21 protein-coding genes are annotated in these 17,146 nt (G+C 30.9%); 6 read left to right on the forward strand and 15 right to left on the reverse strand.

From position 1 onward, the window contains the following. Positions 1–143 precede the first annotated feature (143 nt). On the forward strand, positions 144–314 hold the full coding sequence (locus Q0828_RS22805) for a hypothetical protein (RefSeq protein WP_298427183.1): 171 nt from the start codon (positions 144–146) through the stop codon (positions 312–314). Between the two features lie 481 nt (positions 315–795). Here the strand turns inward: Q0828_RS22805 and Q0828_RS22810 are convergent, their stop codons facing one another. From Q0828_RS22810 to lysA, 4 genes are all read right to left on the reverse strand, one after another. Next, a complete protein-coding gene (locus Q0828_RS22810) occupies positions 796–1,626 on the reverse strand; it encodes a M23 family metallopeptidase (protein ID WP_298427186.1) in 831 nt (276 codons plus the stop codon). Between the two features lie 3 nt (positions 1,627–1,629). Then, positions 1,630–2,460, reverse strand: a complete 831-nt coding sequence (locus Q0828_RS22815; protein WP_298427189.1) for a M23 family metallopeptidase — start codon at positions 2,458–2,460, stop codon at positions 1,630–1,632. A gap of 4 nt (positions 2,461–2,464) precedes the next feature. Further along, a complete protein-coding gene (locus Q0828_RS22820; RefSeq protein ID WP_298427192.1) occupies positions 2,465–3,580 on the reverse strand; it encodes a serine hydrolase in 1,116 nt (371 codons plus the stop codon). 264 nt (positions 3,581–3,844) lie between these two features. Then, positions 3,845–5,089 carry a diaminopimelate decarboxylase gene (lysA, locus tag Q0828_RS22825; protein WP_298427196.1) on the reverse strand — a complete coding sequence of 415 codons (1,245 nt, stop codon included), beginning with the start codon at positions 5,087–5,089 and terminating at the stop codon, positions 3,845–3,847. 221 nt (positions 5,090–5,310) lie between these two features. Between lysA and Q0828_RS22830 the strand changes: the two genes are divergently transcribed. The 3 genes from Q0828_RS22830 (at position 5,311) to sucC (ending at position 7,556) form a co-directional block, all read left to right on the forward strand. Continuing rightward, entirely contained in the window at positions 5,311–5,487 is a 177-nt protein-coding gene (locus tag Q0828_RS22830) for a hypothetical protein (RefSeq protein ID WP_298427199.1), read from the forward strand. Between the two features lie 417 nt (positions 5,488–5,904). Further along, positions 5,905–6,162 carry a hypothetical protein gene (locus tag Q0828_RS22835; RefSeq protein ID WP_298427201.1) on the forward strand — a complete coding sequence of 86 codons (258 nt, stop codon included), beginning with the start codon at positions 5,905–5,907 and terminating at the stop codon, positions 6,160–6,162. A gap of 200 nt (positions 6,163–6,362) precedes the next feature. Then, positions 6,363–7,556, forward strand: coding sequence for an ADP-forming succinate--CoA ligase subunit beta (gene sucC, locus Q0828_RS22840; protein WP_298427204.1), 1,194 nt, complete (start codon positions 6,363–6,365; stop codon positions 7,554–7,556). A 92-nt stretch (positions 7,557–7,648) separates the two neighbouring features. Here the strand turns inward: sucC and Q0828_RS22845 are convergent, their stop codons facing one another. The 3 genes from Q0828_RS22845 to Q0828_RS22855 all read right to left on the reverse strand — a co-directional run bounded on the left by Q0828_RS22845 (position 7,649) and on the right by Q0828_RS22855 (position 9,686). After that, positions 7,649–8,455, reverse strand: coding sequence for a GH25 family lysozyme (locus tag Q0828_RS22845; RefSeq protein WP_298427206.1), 807 nt, complete (start codon positions 8,453–8,455; stop codon positions 7,649–7,651). An 80-nt stretch (positions 8,456–8,535) separates the two neighbouring features. Then, positions 8,536–9,183 carry a hypothetical protein gene (locus tag Q0828_RS22850; RefSeq protein ID WP_298427210.1) on the reverse strand — a complete coding sequence of 216 codons (648 nt, stop codon included), beginning with the start codon at positions 9,181–9,183 and terminating at the stop codon, positions 8,536–8,538. Positions 9,184–9,308: 125 nt separating this feature from the next. Continuing rightward, the gene (locus Q0828_RS22855; RefSeq protein ID WP_298427213.1) at positions 9,309–9,686 is read right to left on the reverse strand and encodes a hypothetical protein; all 378 of its coding nucleotides are present in this window, start codon (positions 9,684–9,686) and stop codon (positions 9,309–9,311) included. Between the two features lie 279 nt (positions 9,687–9,965). On the opposite strand from Q0828_RS22855, the gene Q0828_RS22860 reads away from it, so the two are divergent. Next, positions 9,966–10,400, forward strand: coding sequence for an Hsp20/alpha crystallin family protein (locus Q0828_RS22860; protein ID WP_298427216.1), 435 nt, complete (start codon positions 9,966–9,968; stop codon positions 10,398–10,400). 338 nt (positions 10,401–10,738) lie between these two features. Further along, on the forward strand, positions 10,739–11,356 hold the full coding sequence (locus tag Q0828_RS22865; protein ID WP_298427309.1) for a class I SAM-dependent methyltransferase: 618 nt from the start codon (positions 10,739–10,741) through the stop codon (positions 11,354–11,356). 7 nt (positions 11,357–11,363) lie between these two features. Here the strand turns inward: Q0828_RS22865 and Q0828_RS22870 are convergent, their stop codons facing one another. From Q0828_RS22870 to Q0828_RS22905, 8 genes are all read right to left on the reverse strand, one after another. Then, complete coding sequence (locus Q0828_RS22870; protein ID WP_298427219.1) at positions 11,364–12,251, reverse strand: radical SAM protein; 888 nt, start codon at positions 12,249–12,251, stop codon at positions 11,364–11,366. A gap of 92 nt (positions 12,252–12,343) precedes the next feature. After that, positions 12,344–12,922: an alkylphosphonate utilization protein gene (locus Q0828_RS22875; RefSeq protein WP_298427220.1), complete on the reverse strand. Its 579-nt coding sequence runs from the start codon at positions 12,920–12,922 to the stop codon at positions 12,344–12,346. Between the two features lie 64 nt (positions 12,923–12,986). Beyond that, a complete protein-coding gene (locus tag Q0828_RS22880) occupies positions 12,987–13,862 on the reverse strand; it encodes a hypothetical protein (protein ID WP_298427223.1) in 876 nt (291 codons plus the stop codon). Between the two features lie 15 nt (positions 13,863–13,877). Next, positions 13,878–14,480 (reverse strand): short chain dehydrogenase, encoded by a 603-nt coding sequence (locus Q0828_RS22885; protein ID WP_298427226.1) that lies wholly within the window; start codon positions 14,478–14,480, stop codon positions 13,878–13,880. 98 nt (positions 14,481–14,578) lie between these two features. Next, positions 14,579–14,863: a DUF1456 family protein gene (locus tag Q0828_RS22890; RefSeq protein WP_298427229.1), complete on the reverse strand. Its 285-nt coding sequence runs from the start codon at positions 14,861–14,863 to the stop codon at positions 14,579–14,581. 108 nt (positions 14,864–14,971) lie between these two features. Then, complete coding sequence (locus Q0828_RS22895; protein WP_298427232.1) at positions 14,972–15,163, reverse strand: cold shock domain-containing protein; 192 nt, start codon at positions 15,161–15,163, stop codon at positions 14,972–14,974. 95 nt (positions 15,164–15,258) lie between these two features. Further along, a complete protein-coding gene (locus tag Q0828_RS22900) occupies positions 15,259–15,939 on the reverse strand; it encodes an ATP-binding cassette domain-containing protein (protein WP_298427235.1) in 681 nt (226 codons plus the stop codon). Continuing rightward, a complete protein-coding gene (locus Q0828_RS22905; RefSeq protein ID WP_298427238.1) occupies positions 15,933–16,856 on the reverse strand; it encodes an ABC transporter permease in 924 nt (307 codons plus the stop codon). Before Q0828_RS22905 ends, Q0828_RS22900 begins: the two co-directional genes overlap by 7 nt. Between the last annotated feature and the right edge of the window lie 290 nt (positions 16,857–17,146).

The raw sequence follows: 17,146 nt of genomic DNA on the forward strand, positions 1-17,146 counted from the left end.
AGTATTAGCTATAAAATATACAATTCCGCGAATTCCCAGATGCTTCAGCAATCAATTCACGGAATTGTCATATAGGTCGTTATTATTCCTCTTTTACACTCATTACATTTGAATCATTATTAACTTTTTAAAATGATTCTATTATGAAAAAAAGAAATTTAAAATCTTTAAACCTTAACAAAAAATCAATAAGTGATTTACATAAGAACTCGACAAAAGGTGGATTGCCATGGACGGTACATATAAAGGTTTCTTGGGCAGTTTGTCCTACGCCATTGGATATTGCAACGAGATTATTAGGTTGTGACGAATAGCTATTGTTGTTAAGATGCGCAAAACTAGTTAAAAAGAAAAAACGATCTACAGATCGTTTTTTCTTTTTATACTCAGAATTCATTTAAATAAAAATTCAATCTTTCTCTAAGTGAGCAGTAATTTGTTCTAGTACAATTTTTGGATTGTCCTTATAAGCTTTAAATCAGTAGCAATTGTTTTTAACGTGTCTTTTAGGTTATTTTTTGCTTTTCTATTTTCGTTCCAGCGAGTAAAATTCCTATCATGACTAATAAAATCTCTCCAATAGCATATAAAAGATAGTTTCAAATTTCTTTTGATGTACAATTTTTTAACGAATAGATCTGAAAAATTTCAATATACGATCAACTTTAAGTTATCTCATTTTGATCATCTTGATCATTTGATTTTGGGAAATTTTTATACAAGCGCATACCTAATCTTGCAAAAAGTAACACAGCAATTACCAGCACAATATTTAAACCTTCCATAATATTTATATTATTCTAAACGTGAATATGAATATCCTTTTTTTAGTTTTTTACCAATATATCCTTCAAACTCAATAGGAATAGAAACATTTCCATATTTTTTTGTAGGCATGTGTACTACAAAGTGTAAATGCGGAATTGTTGTAAAACCGGTCATGCCAGAAATTCCAATAGCTTGTCCACGTGTTACAATATCGTCTTTTTTTACTAAAACTCCATTAAAATGAAGATGAACATATGAAGCAGTAGTTCCATCGTCATGTAGTATAGTAATATAGTTTGCCATATTTAACGCTGCTTTTGTGTTTCCATATTGTTTTGAATCTTCTTTGGTTCTAATAACTTTACCTTCGCGCGCAGCATAAATAGTATCACCAATTTTAGTCCCAAAATCAAACGCATAATAGTGTGCGACATGATCACTATGTGTAAATCGACCAAAATTTCCTTGAATCAATTTTTTGAACTTTTTAAAAGGGAACAAATATTTATACTTTTTATTAGGCTTTACTGTATTAGGGTTGCCATAGCCAGCAGTAAACGAAAAATACTTTGTTAAGTTAAATAAATCGCTTTCGGGATGGGGAATGAAATTTTTAGGAACTCTAAAAACACCATTCACTTTTTTATTAGCTTCTATAAAAGTTCCTCTATTATAAGCAATTGTTTTTGGAGTATTTTTCTTTTTCTGCGTAATTAAATAAATTGGTGATGGTACATTATTTTGAACTGAAAAAAACACAGAATCTTTTGTAGACAAAATTGAATCTCTCTTAAAGGAAATCTCCTGTGCATAAGATATTGAAAAACTGAACAATAAAAAATAAAGTAAAAATCTCATGTTTTATTTTTTCGTTTTACGCGCGTATCGTTTCCCTTTTTTGAACTTTTTTCCAACATATCCTTCAAACTCAATTGGAACAGAAATGTTTCCGTTTTCTACCGTAGCTTTGTGTACAACAAAATGTAAATGTGGAATTGTTGTAAATCCTGTCATTCCTGAAATCCCAATAGCTTGTCCGCGTTTTACAATAGCTCCTTTTTCAACCAAAGCACCATTAAAATTCAAATGAAAGTAAGAAGCTGTAGTACCATCGTTATGTTGAATAATAACATAATTTCCGTCATTGATAAACTTTCGAGTCCTTCCATACTTTTTAGAATTTTCTTTAATCATTACTACTTTACCTTCGCGTGCGGCATAAATTGTGTCGCCAATCTTTGTTCCAAAATCAAAGGCATGATTTGAAGCAATATGATCGTGTGAAAAACTTCCAAAGTTTCCTTGAATCAATTTGCGTCGTTTCTTATATGGTAATAAATAACGATACGAATCATTGTGTTTTACAGTACTTGGATCGCCATAACCAAACTTAAAACTAAAGTAATCGTATATATTTATTTTAGAAGTGTCAGTTTTTAAAATATTACGAGGAATTTTAATGAAATTATTAACACGTTCCGAAGGTTTAATAACGGTATTTTCTGAAAAAACAATTGTTTTAGGAATGCTGTCTTTAGGAATCACTTTGAAAAAAATAGAAGATAGCATATTGTTTTTTACATATAAAGAAACATATTCTTTTGTAGATGAAACACTGTCTCTTTTCAACGAAACTTGTTGTGCTTGGCAAATAGAAATACTAAACAGGAGTAATGCAGTAAAGATTCTCATGGCGTTAATTATTTTGTTGTTTTTTGATGTAAAATTGATGAATTTGTCGTCCCAGTTCGGCTAAAAAAGGAATTCCGATACTATCATATTCATACGTGTCGTCATTAAAAATTTGATTCTTATTTACGTGAATAGTCGCAGTAATTGTAAATGAAACAGCGTGTTTTGTATCTACAATATGTGCGCAATCGGTTAAATAGCCATAAGCGTAACCAACTTTATTATATATTTTGATATGATCAGGAATAGGTTGTTTTGAATCGCCAAACATGAAAAATTTCACATAACTATCATAATATTCAGCATCTTGAAATCCTTGTTGTTTTGGAGTTTGATACATGGTTTCTAATAAAAATTTACGGTCATCATTCGAAAGTAGAAATTGTTCAGAAGCATTGTGTTTTTCTGGAAACTGCAAGCGCTTCATGAGTTCATGCAATGTAGTAATCGGTAAGTAATTTTTTTTGGAAAAATCCATTGGTTTTTCAATCAAAGAATCGTTTCTGTAAAACCCTTTGCCTTTATGAATTTTTTCAAGGTTTATTGAGAAAATAGGTAAATTCCGCTTTAGTGATTGCTGATATAGAATGCTATCGTTTTTAATAAACGTAATAGGTTTGGAGATGTAATAAGCTTGATCATCAGTACTCAACCGATGCGAAATCCGTTGTGAATATAAATCTTTTGCATCTAATTTAAGGTCAATTTCATCTTGCCCTAAAAATTCAAACAAACGATTATATGCTTCATTGTCACTTACGGCAAAAATTTTCTGAATTTCTTTCCGAATCGTAGTTTGTATAGAGTCGCCTTCAATTTGAAAAAGTGTTTCACTATCAATTTCAGGGATTTGATTAGCTTTTTCTAAAGCTAAAATAGCTACAGGAAATTTTACACTACTAGCAGGATAAAAATAATTATTAGCATCAACTTGAAAACTAAAATCGTTTCCTTCTGAATCTGTCACCATAATTTGAATTTCGTGCGCTTCCAAATTATCTATTACTCGCTGTATCTTCTCAGTATTTGCAGAAAGTGCAAACTGAATAGGATCATCAAGATTTGTCTGTTTAGTGCAGCCAAAGGTTACTAGCAAAAATAAGATCAGTAGTTTTTTCATTAAATTGCAATACTATTGAATGTTTTTACAAGATACTATTTTATCTAAAGAGTTGGGATTCTAAAAAATGTTACACTGTTACAGTCTTGAATGCATTTTAAAAAATATGTAATTGATGGATGTGTGAAAGCAAAAATATGCTTGATGCTAATTGGAAAGAATAATTGCTTATGACTGATACTGATTGTCCAGTTCTAAACTTAAAATATGAACAAAAATAAAAGTGCCTGCATTTGCAGACACTTTTCCCAACATTTAAACTCCCTAAACTTGCTTAGGAGCCTTTTCTTTTTTCTTCTTCGGTGTAAGATCAATTTCTACCTGATTTTTTAAAATATCATCAAAAGTTTCACGCTTACGAATCAAATGTGCTTGTTTGTTATGCCATAGAACTTCAGCTGGTCTGTAACGTGAATTGTAATTACTAGCCATAGAGAAGCAATACGCGCCAGCATTATTAAACTTTAAAATATCACCTTCACGGATTTCGGGAATACGACGGTTATTTCCAAAAGTATCTGTTTCGCAAATATATCCTACCACAGAATAATAGCGTTCACGACCTTCAGGATTTGAAATGTTTTCAATATGGTGATATGAATTGTATAGCATTGGACGAATTAAATGATTAAAACCGCTATCAATTCCAGCAAAAACTGTTGAAGTTGTTTGTTTTACTACATTTACTTCTGCTAAAAAACAACCAGCTTCACTAACCAAGAACTTTCCGGGTTCAAAATTGAGCGACAATTCTTTTCCGTATTCAACACAAAAATCATTGAATCGCACACTCAATTTTTGACCTAATTCTTCAATATTGGTCTGTATATCATCTTTTTTGTACGGAACTTTAAAACCACTTCCAAAGTCGATAAAATCTAGATTTTTAAAGTTGGTCGCTGTTTTAAATAAAATCTCGGAAGCATATAAAAACACATCAATATCTAGAATATCACTTCCAGTGTGCATGTGAATTCCGTTGATGTTCATTCCTGTTAATTCTACAATACGTAATACATGTGGAATTTGATGAATAGAAATTCCAAACTTTGAATCAATATGTCCTACAGAAATATTATGATTTCCACCAGCCATTACGTGTGGATTGATACGAATACACACAGGAATTGTTGGATGTTTACTTCCAAATTGTTCTAAAATAGAGAGATTGTCAATATTAATTTTGACTCCAAGCTGCGCTGCTTCTTCAATTTCTTGTAATGAAACACCGTTAGGTGTGTACATAATATCTTCTGCGCTAAACCCTGCAGCCAATCCTAATTGTACTTCTTGAATAGAAACGGTATCCAATCCTGCGCCTAGGGATTTCATCAATCTTAAAATGCTCAAATTGGACAATGCCTTTACTGCATAATGTAATTTTAACTTTGGTACATTTTTAAACGCTTTCGTTAGGCGTTCATATTGAGAAGTTATTTTTGTAGCATCATAAACGTACGTTGGGCTTCCAAACGTTTGTGCGATATTGAGTAAATCAGTTTGATTCATTATTATTTTTTTAATGGTTCAAAACTATAATAAAATGAAATTACAATAAAGAAAACTAATTAAAAAATATAAAAATAACACAAAATGTTTTATTTATAACAATTTGTAAGTTGTGAATTTTAGCGAAGTTATCGAGATTTATAAAAGACGAGTTTAAATAGTTTTTTTAGCGTATATGTTACTTTATCTTACTATCAAATTAACATTAACAAAATTAAATTATGAAAAAAAGAAGTCTAAAAACACTAGCGTTAAACAAGAATAAAGTTAGCGAATTACAAGTAATTAATGGAGGTTTCGGAGCAATCAATACAGAAGTTACAAATCAAACTTGTAGTTGTGTTCCAACATGTGGCGGAAGTACTATAGAACCAGTAACCAAAGGGTGTGATCGTTAAAAAATGGATTTAAAATAGAACAAATGGCAAGCTTCGGCTTGCTATTTTTGTTTGGAATAAATTCTGTCGGAAATGTTAGAGTATCTTCAAGAATAACTTGAACCAAAACAGTGATGGAAAAAAGAAGTATCAAGTTATAGCATTAAACAAAAAATAGTATCAGCCAGCTACAAGGTGGATTTAATCATTAGGATACAGACGAACAAACTATGAGTGGACGTGCTTGTAATAGTTGTACTGACAATTGCAACACACAAATAGCTTCCACATAAGCGTGTACTGAGCAACATCTAAAAAAAATATGAAAAAAAGTGAGCGGTAATGTTCTCTTTTTTTATGGAATAAATCTATGGAAAAACCGTAACAGTTTGATTTTTAATATGCTTAACTTTAAATGTAATCAAAATATTAATTATCATGAAAAAAAAGAATATCAGATCTTTAGCATTAAACAAAAAAAAGATTAGTCAATTACAAGAAGGTGTTGGAGGAGCACAGGTATTTACTACGGATCAAATTACGGCAAGCACGTGTAGTTGTATAACGTGTATGCCAGGCTTTTGTCCAACGGGTCAAAGTAGATTTATTTGTCCACCACGACCAACAGAAGATTGTACCATAGACTGTACTTTTATTACGTGTCCGCCACCTACAACAGGATTTGAAATACCTTAATTAAAATTATAGTTTATAAAGCGAACTCAGGTTTGTTTTTTTAAGAAAAACATATTCCTAGCTTCATTTTATCAAAGTATTTTAAAAGAGTCATTCGGAAGAATGACTCTTTTTCTTTTTTTAATCCATCAAAAACAAAAATTAATTGGGTTTAATGCATTCGATTTTTTACATTTGTGCTCTATAAAAAATTTCGTAAAATGAACTTACACGAATACCAAGGAAAAGAAATATTAGCAAGTTTTGGCGTACGCGTTCAAAGAGGAAAAGTAGCTTCTACACCTGCAGAAGCTGTTGAAGCTGCAAAGCAATTGACAGAAGAAACAGGAACAGGATGGCATGTGATTAAAGCACAGGTTCATGCTGGTGGACGTGGAAAAGGTGGCGGAGTAAAGCTTGCCAAGAATCTTCAAGAAGTTGAAGACATTGCAGGACAAATCATCGGAATGGATTTGGTAACACCACAAACTTCAGCAGAAGGTAAGCGTGTACACCAAGTATTAGTTACTGAAGATGTATATTATCCTGGTGATAGCGAAACAAATGAATTTTACATGTCTGTATTATTAAATAGAGCTACAGGACGTAACATGATTATGTATTCTACAGAAGGTGGAATGGATATTGAAACTGTTGCTGAAGAAACGCCACATTTAATTTTTACAGAAGAAATTGATCCTACATTAGGGTTATTAGGTTTTCAAGCGAGAAGAATTGCTTTTAACTTAGGATTAAGTGGATTAGCATTTAAAGAAATGACAAAATTCGTTTCTTCATTATATAAAGCATATGTTGCTTCTGACTCTTCATTATTTGAAATCAACCCTGTGTTGAAAACATCTGATGATAAAATCATGGCAGTTGATGCAAAAGTAACTTTAGACGAAAATGCATTATTCCGTCACAAAGATTATGCAGCAATGCGCGATTTGCGTGAGGAAAATCCAATTGAAGTTGAAGCGAAAGAAGTAGGACTTAACTATGTTGATCTTGACGGAAACGTTGGTTGTATGGTAAATGGTGCTGGTTTAGCAATGGCAACAATGGATTTAATTAAAATGGCTGGTGGAGAACCTGCTAACTTCCTTGATGTTGGTGGAACAGCTGATGCAAAACGTGTTGAAGAAGCATTCAGAATTATCTTAAAAGACGATAATGTAAAAGCAATCTTAATCAATATCTTTGGTGGAATCGTTCGTTGTGACCGTGTTGCTCAAGGAGTTGTTGATGCATACAAGAATATGGGAGACGCTATTAAAGTGCCAATCATTGTTCGTTTACAAGGAACAAACGCAGACATCGCAAAAGAATTAATTGACAATTCTGGATTAGCGGTTGAATCTGCTGTTGAATTCCAAGAAGCTGCTGATAAAGTACAAGCAGTTTTAGCATAAGTACATATTTAGTTATATAGTATATATTCAATTTACATAAAAAAGCCTTTCCAATTTGGAAAGGCTTTTTTATGTAATGCTTTTATGAATGTTTATTCACGACTGTTTTCAATGAATACTTTTAAATCTTCTAAATTGCCATTAAAGTAATCTTCGTCATTGGTGTAATTTAGAATTTTATAAGTATCTGATTTTTGCCAAAGCACATATCCTTTTTCTTGCCAAGTTATTGGTAGTACAGGTTCTTTTTTTGATTCATAATCCGCAATCCAAAGTGGGTAATTAGCTAATTCATAATTGTTTAAATACATATTAGCAAAGTTTGTATTTGTGTATATGATAGGTTTTATATGTAATCGTTCTTCAATTGCTTTCAGAACTTTGAGAACACTTTGTTGGATTTCGGTAGGAGTTTGTGAATTTCCGACAATTCCGCCTTGTTCTATATCTACAATAGGAGGAAGGTCGTTAGGTTGAATGTCTTGAATTCTCTCGATAAAAAATTCAGCTTGTTCTAAAGGATTATCAGTACTTACATAAAAATGATACGCGCCTCTTATGAATCCTTTTTCTTTGATAGTAGCCCAATTTTTTTGAAACATTGGATCAATCATGCTAACTCCTTGTGTCGCTTTACAAATAATAAAATCGATGCTGTCTCTGCTTTTTTCTATATCATCTATTTCATTGCCTTGATAAAACGAAATATCTATACCGAAAGCTGGTTTTGTGTTTTCGACTACTTTTTCCTTTGGTTGTGTTTCTTTTGTGGATTTTTCTATTTTTTCAGTCTTTTCATTGGTTGTAGGAGTAGCTTCTTTTTGTTTTGATGAATCTGCACAAGCATAGAAAAATATCATACAGATTAACATCAATAGTTTGAAATAAAGTTGCTTCATATAATTGCTAATTTGAGAGGTTGGTTTGTTTTTCAAATTAAAGTAAATTCAATTTAAATCAAAATATTTGATAGTTGAATCTACTGTAAGATATAAGCTTCCTTTATGATTCCGCCAACTCCTATGGGGTTTTTCATCCACCAAAAGAAGCCTATTTTTTTTATGTTCACAGCTTTACCCATAATGTCTTGTACTCCATAACTACAATACGAAGCATGTGCACCAGAACGTATGATAACACTTTTGTAATTTTTGATCTTCCTAATTTTAATTTTTCTTTTGCCTAGTGCTAGAAGTTCGTGTGCTATTTCTGTAGGATAACCTGAGTTTAAATATTCTACAGCGTGCTTAAAACTAAGAATACACTTTTCGGAGTAATTTTCCTTTTGCAAATAAACTCGTTTGGCAATAATTGTATAAAGTTTGATGGCTGCTTCGTAGTAATGAGAACCTTCATTTTTTTTAATACCAGAAATACGGCGTACAATTTCAAGCTCCTCAACATTTATAAAAACTTTATACTCATCTTTAAAGGTTGCTTGAATTTGCTCAAAATCTTCTTCATAATGATTAAATATACCTGCAACGTTATGAAATTGTGCTAAAGCAGCTTTGATGAGAGCAATCGTGACACAGTTTCCGTTTTTGTAATCATCTAAGCATGCTTTGGTTTCTGGTCGGATGGTAACGATAGTTTGATAAAAGTCAGTTATAATTTTTTGCTCCATATTTGCAGTAATTAAAAAGAATGTATATTAGTAAATGATTGTTTTGTCTTTGATTAATTAAAGGCTGTTGTGCTAAACTCAAAATTTTATGTATTCTTATAAATAGGTTTATAGTTAGAACGTTCTTAATTAATAACCCAAAATTTAGTTTTTAAATTATACTTCTCTAAAGCTTCATAATTGGAAATTATCCAAGCAAAATTTGTTTGTTTTTGATCTGCTACTTTTAGAGTGTGCACTTTTCCAACATTAAAATATTGTTTTCTGTATGATGTCGGACATGTAAAGATAACGGGAATATTTTTCCCTTTATAAGAATCGTTTGTGAAGTTTATAATTTCTAATTCAACAACAAGTGCCCAAGCATCAGATCCGCAAGCTTGAATTATAGCATCACTTTTTTTAATAATTTTCCCTTTTAGGAAGTATTGGTTTCCACGAATATCAGTGTTTTGCGCTTTGGACAAAAATCCAGTAAGCATGCATAGAATAATAAGTTTCATATGATTCATTGGTGTGTTTGAAACTAAAACAGAATTATATTTTATTTATTGTGAAAACCCTTTTTCGAAAATGATTATAGTCCAAACTGTTTTATGCTAGATTAAGTAATTCCGTCACGATGTCGCATCTGCTTTTGATTAAAATGTCATTTTGTCATTGTTTTAGTATGTAAATATGTCAAAATGACGTGTATTTTCATATGGAATCCTTTTTGCCATATACATCTCGTATTTGAATAAACAAAACATACAAAATTAAATCACTAAAAAACAAACAAGATGAATATAGTAAAAAGTAAAAACGTAGATCTTCCTTCAATTTTTGATGAATTATTTCCAGCGGATTGGTTTGGTGGAATTGCAAATCAAGTTGCAAATACAACGAATACACCAGCCGTAAATATTAAGGAAACGGCAGAAGATTTTACACTAGAAGTTGCTGCACCTGGAAGAGAAAAAGAAGATTTTAAACTTTCGTTAGATCATGATTTATTAACGATTAGTACAGAAGATAAGAAAGAAGAAGTAACAAACGAAGACAGTTACACACGAAAAGAATTTAGTTTCTCATCTTTTAAGAGATCTTTTAAATTACCACAAACAATTAATAAAGAGGAGATTAATGCGAGCTACGTGAATGGAATTTTACATGTTTCATTACCAAAGCGAGAAGAAGATAAAGTAAAACCTAAAAGAACAATAGAAATTTCATAGTACATTATTTAGAATTGGTTAGTTAATGGGAAAAAGGGTTCGTCAAGAAATTGGTGAGCCTTTTTTAGTATGTTAGTTTTGATTGCTTCGCTTTAGTTGTTAATTTTCCTATGGTCATTTCGAGTGAATTTTATGAAATGAATTTATATTTGAACTATGGAGAAGTGCTTTTTAAACGATGTAGTCATTTCTAGGTGATTACAAATTTTTTCAAAATCAGGACAGAGATGAAATAGTATATTGTTGTAGTTTTATAGTGAATTAATTTTTATGTATTAGTGAATAAGAAAGAAATCAAACTTAAAAAAGCAAAGAAACCTTGGCCTACAAAAGCCGTAATGGAACAAGTGTATGCCTTACATCTTTGGGGAACGAATGATACCAATTTTTATTCTGGAGAAGGTTCGCATACTGCAGAAATTGTAAAGCCATATATAGAAATTGTGACGTCATTTTTGACTTCTTTTCAAACTCCACTAGTCGTTTGCGATTTAGGTTGTGGTGATTTTAATGTGGGAAAGCAATTGATGGAATACTCTAAAAAGTATATTGCTGTAGATATTGTTTCAGATCTTATTATACATAATAAAGAAGTATTTAAAGCTGAAAATTTAGAATTTCATTGTTTAGATATTTCAGTAGACGATTTACCTAAAGGCGATTGTGCATTGGTACGACAAGTGCTGCAACATCTTTCAAATAATGAAATACAAAACATTGTCAAAAAGCTAGTAAATTTTAAATATGTTATTCTTACAGAACATTTGCCAAAAGGAAATTTTACACCAAATCTAGATATCATATCTGGACAAGGAATTCGATTAAAAAAGAAAAGTGGTATTGATTTATTAGTTCCTCCATTTAATTTGAAAGTAAAGGATGAAAAGCAATTGCTGACTACTATTTTAGATAATAATAAAGGTGTGATTGTAACGACACTGTATACAATTTCTTAAGTTTCAATTATATAATTCGATCTTTTAAATTGTATGTTTTGGTAAGCTCTTTCATTTTTAAGTGAAAAGCATTTCTATAAAATTTGGGTAATTGATGATTGTTTGAAAAGTAACGAAGATAACGAGCTTCTAATTCTGGGAAATGTTTTTTAATTGCATTAAGCATCAAAGTTTTACTATCAGCTTTTCCGTTTCCAAATACTGTTAATGTAGCTGGCATTAGATAGTTAACTTTGCACTTTTTGAAAGTACTAAAAAGTTTTTCTAAATGTTCGGTAGTGTCTGTAATGAATGGTAGTAAAGGCATCATACTTACGCCAGCATGAAACCCGGATTGAATAGCTTTTTGCAACGTTTCAATTCGTAAAGAAGGTTTTGGGGCACCAGTTTCAAATATATTACCAATTTGATCATCAATAGTAGAGAAAGAGAACGTAAGTAATGTTCCTCCAGAAAGTTTTGGTTGTAAATCTTCTGGTAATATGGCTTGTTGATGAATTTCTTTTAATAGATCAAAATCACGTTCAACTAAAGTAGATTTCGTAATAATATGTACTGGGAAACGATATTTTAGGATTACTTCTAAGGCTTTTCGCGTAAGCTGATATTCCTTTTCGATATTTATATACGGATCTGTGACTGAAGACAATACTATAAAGCCATATTCACCTTTTTCAGCATGTTTTTTTAATTGTTTTTCTAATAACTCAATCGCATTCGTTTTTACAGATAAACTTGTTGCGAGATTTGTTCCATATTTACTTCCACGAATATAGCAATACAAACAATTATACGAACAACTTTGATATGGGTTGAAAGTGTAATCGTCCAAAAACCACGTATCTCTTTTCTTAGTTTTGTTTAATACAGATTTGACTTTTATCTCTTTTATCATTACATATAATTGCAATTAAAAAATGAAGATACAAAAAACGACTTATTCAGTTAGTGAATAAGTCGTTTTGTAGTTTTTATGAGAGATGAATATTAGGTCTTTTTTACATATTTTGTAATGATTACAATGTGTTGCCCATTTAAGCGACCTTCAATATGCTCTGCATTGTCGTGTGTAAGTGTAATGTTTCTAACTGCTGATCCACGTTTGGCAACAAAACCAGCTCCTTTGACATTTAAATCTTTAATCAATACAACGCTGTCACCAGCTTGTAATTGTACACCATTTACATCTACATGTTTGATAGCGTTTTCTTTGTCTTCCGCTTCTCCAGTAGCTGCTGCCCAGATTATATCGTCTTCATCTAGATACATCATGTCTAGTAAATCTTGTGGCCAACCTTCTTTTTTCAATCTGTGTAGCATTCGCCAAGCGACAATTTGAACAGCTTTCACTTCACTCCACATACTGTCATTTAAACAACGCCAATGATTTACATCCATCGTTTCAGGATCTGCTATCTGAGAATTACACGTATCACATACATAAATAGATTTCTCTAACTTGTTATCATGATTTGGTGGAACATTGTAAATGGATAATTTTTCTGTTGCGCCACATAATTCACATGTATTATGACTACGCTTCTGTATTTCTCTTTCAATACTCATTTGGAAAATCTTTAAATCTGAGCAAAATTATAGGTTTAATTGATATATGAAAGTAGTTTTTATATTATTCTTCTACAATAAGATCAAAAGTAGTTTTAATGCTATGTTTTGATTTGTTATCCATTACTTCAAAAATACACGTAACAGGATTTTTTACATATCCTTTTGAAATAGAAAGTGTAGCGTATAGCTGATCTTTTAAATCTTTAGCACTTACGGGTGTTGGAAATAAATTTTCCTGCTTATTGATAACTGTCCCATTACTAGAAACAAGGCTTATGGAAGCGTTTAAATCAACTTTTCCGTTTTCGTCAATTTCGTATCCTTCTAAGTTTTCTAGTAATATATAAATATTTTCCTCGGGTTTTATTTTATTATCAACTACTGCAATATTTCGTGATTGTGAATACAGATATAAAATGTCATATGTAAAACCATTTGTTTCCGTTTTTAGTAATGGATTCTCTATAATTGAGAAGTTTTTCTTCAAATTGAAATAGCCATCACCATGTTTATCGGTAATATGAAAATTCATTAGATACGATTTTTTCGGAAGCATTGGTAATGCAAATGTTAGATTACTTGTTAGGTTTAATTTTTCTTCCGTAAACCCTTCTGTTGTATTCTTTAGTAAATCTTTTTGAGAGAATATTGTATCTCCTTTTTTATTCATTACAAAGATATCCATGTCTGGATATGCTAAACTGTCTTGTAAGGAAAAACCAGTCATATTATCATAAAAAAGATTGATTTTTTCACCATAAGTAAACTCAGATTTATTAATGATTCCCGTATGATTTTCCATGATGATACCATCACAACTAAGTTTATTATTATCAATCGAAATATCTGAAAGATAGTTTTTGTTTTGAGTAGTATCTTTTCCACAAGAAATAAAAAGACAGCTTGCGAGTAGGAGATAGGTGTATTTAAATTTCATATTGATGAGGTTAATTTATTCGTAGATTCTTATAATTTCGCCAGTTCCTTTTCCTTCAACACTTTTGCGATATCCGTTGATTACTTTTTGCATAGGAATTGGATTGTGCCCTGGGAAATATGCATCATATTTATCAACGGCATCTTCTACCAACCCAGATGAAACTACGTTGACACGAATTTTTCCTTCTAAATCTAAAATAACAGCTTTTACAAAACTATGAATTGCACCATTTACCATTGCAGCGCTGGCTGTCATTGGAACTGGATCGTCTGCTAAAATTCCAGTAGTTAAAGTAATCGAACCGTTTTTGGATAAGTAATGTTGTCCAATTCGTACCAAATTGACTTGTCCCATCAATTTACTTTTGAAACCGATATAATAGTCTTCTTCAGAGAGTTCATTAAATGCTTTCCATTTGGCTTCACCAGCTATACAAATAATAGCGTCTATTGTTCCAGTTTGTTCAAACATAGCTTTGATACTTTCACTAGTACTTATGTCAACAGTAACATCGCCCGAATTTCTTCCAGCAATGAGTACTTCATGATTTTTAGCAAAATAACTTGATACTTTATTTCCTATAGTACCATTTCCACCAACGATAAGTATTTTCATAAATATAATCTTATACTTTCAAAGATAGCGGATATATTTATTTGTCAACGGATTAATCAGTCAAAAGTATAAACGTAGTGATATGCGGAAGAATACGGTTATTTTCGCTCTTTTCGTTTGGAAGTTGGCTGTGTAGATTTTGGCTTTTGTTCTTTTTTGGGCATTGGACCACGCAAATGAATTACCAAACCATTTAAGAAGTTTCGTAAAATTTGATCTCCACAATTTTTATATTTGGGATGATCTTCATTTCTAAAAAATGCACCTAACTCACTTTTGGAGATTCTAAAATCTACCAATTCTAATATTTTTACAATTTCATCATCACGGAGCTTCAATGCTACGCGGAGTTTTTTGAAAACGTCGTTATTTGTTAATGCCATGTGACAAAGATAGTTTTTTTTAAATCAGAAAAAATTTAAATCATGAACATAAAAAAAGCCTATCAAATTTGATAGGCTTTACTTCATTAAGTAATATATATATAGATATTAAATTACTCTCACGTCTACTGCGTTAAGTCCTTTACGCCCTTCTTTAAGCTCGAACTCAACTTCATCTCCTTCGCGGATTTCATCAATTAATCCAGAGATGTGTACAAAATGTTCTTTGTTTGAACCTTCTTCTACGATAAAACCAAAACCTTTAGTGTCATTGAAGAATTTTACTGTTCCTTTGTTCATTGTAATAAATTTAAATAATTGTTTTAATAGTTGCAAAGATAATACCAAATACGATGCGCTCGACTTTTTACCCTCTTTTTTTTAGTTAGTTACAATTATTTAATATTGAAATTCTTTATTTTTTCTTCTAAGGCCGCGTCTTTCATAAGGTTCTCAATAATTTCAAAATTTTTCTTTTCTACAGTTTTTTGAATTTTTCCTGCTTTTAAATAATGTAAATGATCGCAAGTGTCTTGTAATGTGGAGAATATGTGAGAAGATAACAATACTATTTTGCCTTTTTCTTTTAGCTTTTTTAGGAGTTCTTTAATGATTAAATTACTTTGAATATCGACTCCATTAAATGGTTCATCTAAGATAAAAATGTCATTACTTTGAAGTAAAACTGATGTTAAGGCTAATTTTTTCTTCATTCCTGTAGAATAGGTTTCTGCATATTGCTGTAATGGCAACTCAAAAATATTTTGAGCGGCAAAATCAACCGATTTAATTTTTCGTGCATTACTGATTAATTGCAAGTATTCTTTTCCTGTGATCTTGGATAGAAATTCAGGATTAGTTTCTAAAAAGCCAATAGTGTTTTTGATATTGTTTGTCTGGTATTTAACCTTTCCTGTATACGACTCTAAACCCGCAATACATCTGAATAGTGTTGTTTTTCCAGCTCCGTTTTCACCTACAATACCGTTTACTTCTCCTGGTTTGCATTGTAATTCAATACCATCCAGAATTTGTTTTTTTGCAAATGATTTTGAAAGTTGATGAATGCTTAACATGTCAAAATTGAATTTAGATTTTTGATAGATTTTTTATAGAATATAGGAATGAACAAGAATAATAAAGGCGGAAATACTAAACTTACAAGCATTGCAAATGTTTGAAATAATGGAATATTTGAAGGGTAATTATGGTATTTTCCTAAAATGGTAAGCATTATAAAACAAAAACCAATAACTGTAAAAAGTAAGGTAAACTGTAATTCTAATAAAGGGAAATAGATTGATAAAGCAATAATAATAGGCAATACTAGTAATCCAGTAAAGATGATTGCTGTTTTTATTTTATCATATAAAAATGCTTTTGGAGTGAGTGAGTGTATCCAAATATAATATAAAGGTTCAGGTTTGGAATAATGAGACATACAGGTTACAAAAACCACAATTAAACCAAAAACGCCAAGGTTATAATTACCTACTGCAATTGAAATGTAGGTAAGCGCATACGCTAAAATGAAAACCCAAAAACTATTTCGGAATCCTATAATAAATTCAAATGGTTTCTTCCCAAATGGTGTTGGAATGGTTTTGCTTTGTATTCCGATATTGTTTAAAAATGATGTCCCGATTGCTAATACATGAATGGCTATTGCTTCTAGATATAATTGTTTGTATATCAAAAATATACTAAAGGGAAGTATGAAAAATGTATTTTCAAGCATTCTTACTTTCCAAAAAGTTTGTTTAGGAAAACACTTTTTTAAGAAAACAGTTCTTTGTACAGTTCCTAATTTTACGCTTAAGCTCAGTCCAATTAGAATATAAAAATAATTTGCAGACGGTAAATTGCTAAATATAGTTTTTGAAATACCAATAAAAATCACAATAAGTATTGCAAAACCAATAAATGGAATAACACCAAATTCATCAATATGGCGATAGATACGTTTGTATTGTAATATAAAATAGAATTTCAAGGGTTTTGGTTGATTTTATTAATAAAAATTCAAGATACTGATAAAAATGATTTTAGCCGTTTAGAAGCAAACTTTAGCGAATTCTTAACGTACTCTGTTAAAAATATCACAGCAAATAACTAGGTATTTCTACCTGTTTTTTAGTCCTAGAAAATATACGGGGTTATAAAAAGTGTTGTTTTCTTACATTTATTCTGTAGGATAAAAGCAAATAAGATTATTGTTTAACGACTCTAAATTTATTGTAAAAGGTATTTTGTTTTTAGCTTACAATTTTGTTTAGTATATAT

Source organism: uncultured Kordia sp. (assembly GCF_947496985.1).
GTDB lineage: Bacteria > Bacteroidota > Bacteroidia > Flavobacteriales > Flavobacteriaceae > Kordia.